Here is a 377-nt window from a genome sequence, read left to right as displayed (position 1 = left end):
ACTTGTTTCGGAACAAGATTCTTCCTCTCGTGGTTCTTAGCTTGTTGGCGGCAGAGAAGACTGCGCGTGGGGGCGGCCTTCCTGGCTTGGCCGGGGGCCGCCCCGCTCCAGTACGTTTACGGCTCCGCCTGAACGGGAACCACCGAAGCTTCGTGCTCGGAGGCAGTCCCCGAACCGGGTGGGAATTCCGACTCAGAGAATCTGATAAAGTCGGAGCCGCTGGAAAGGGAAACGCGAGAGCGGATTACCTGAAAAGCACCGAGGAAATCAGGTCCGGAAAGATCTGATAGAGTCGGAAACGCAAGACCGAAGGGAAGCGCCCGGAGGAAAGCCCGAGAGGGTGAGTACAAAGGAAGCGTCCGTTCCTTGAGAACTCA

It is taken from the genome of Streptomyces sp. NPDC028298, from assembly GCF_055565895.1.
The sequence above is the reverse complement of the archived record's forward strand: the minus strand, read 5'-3'. Positions refer to the sequence as shown.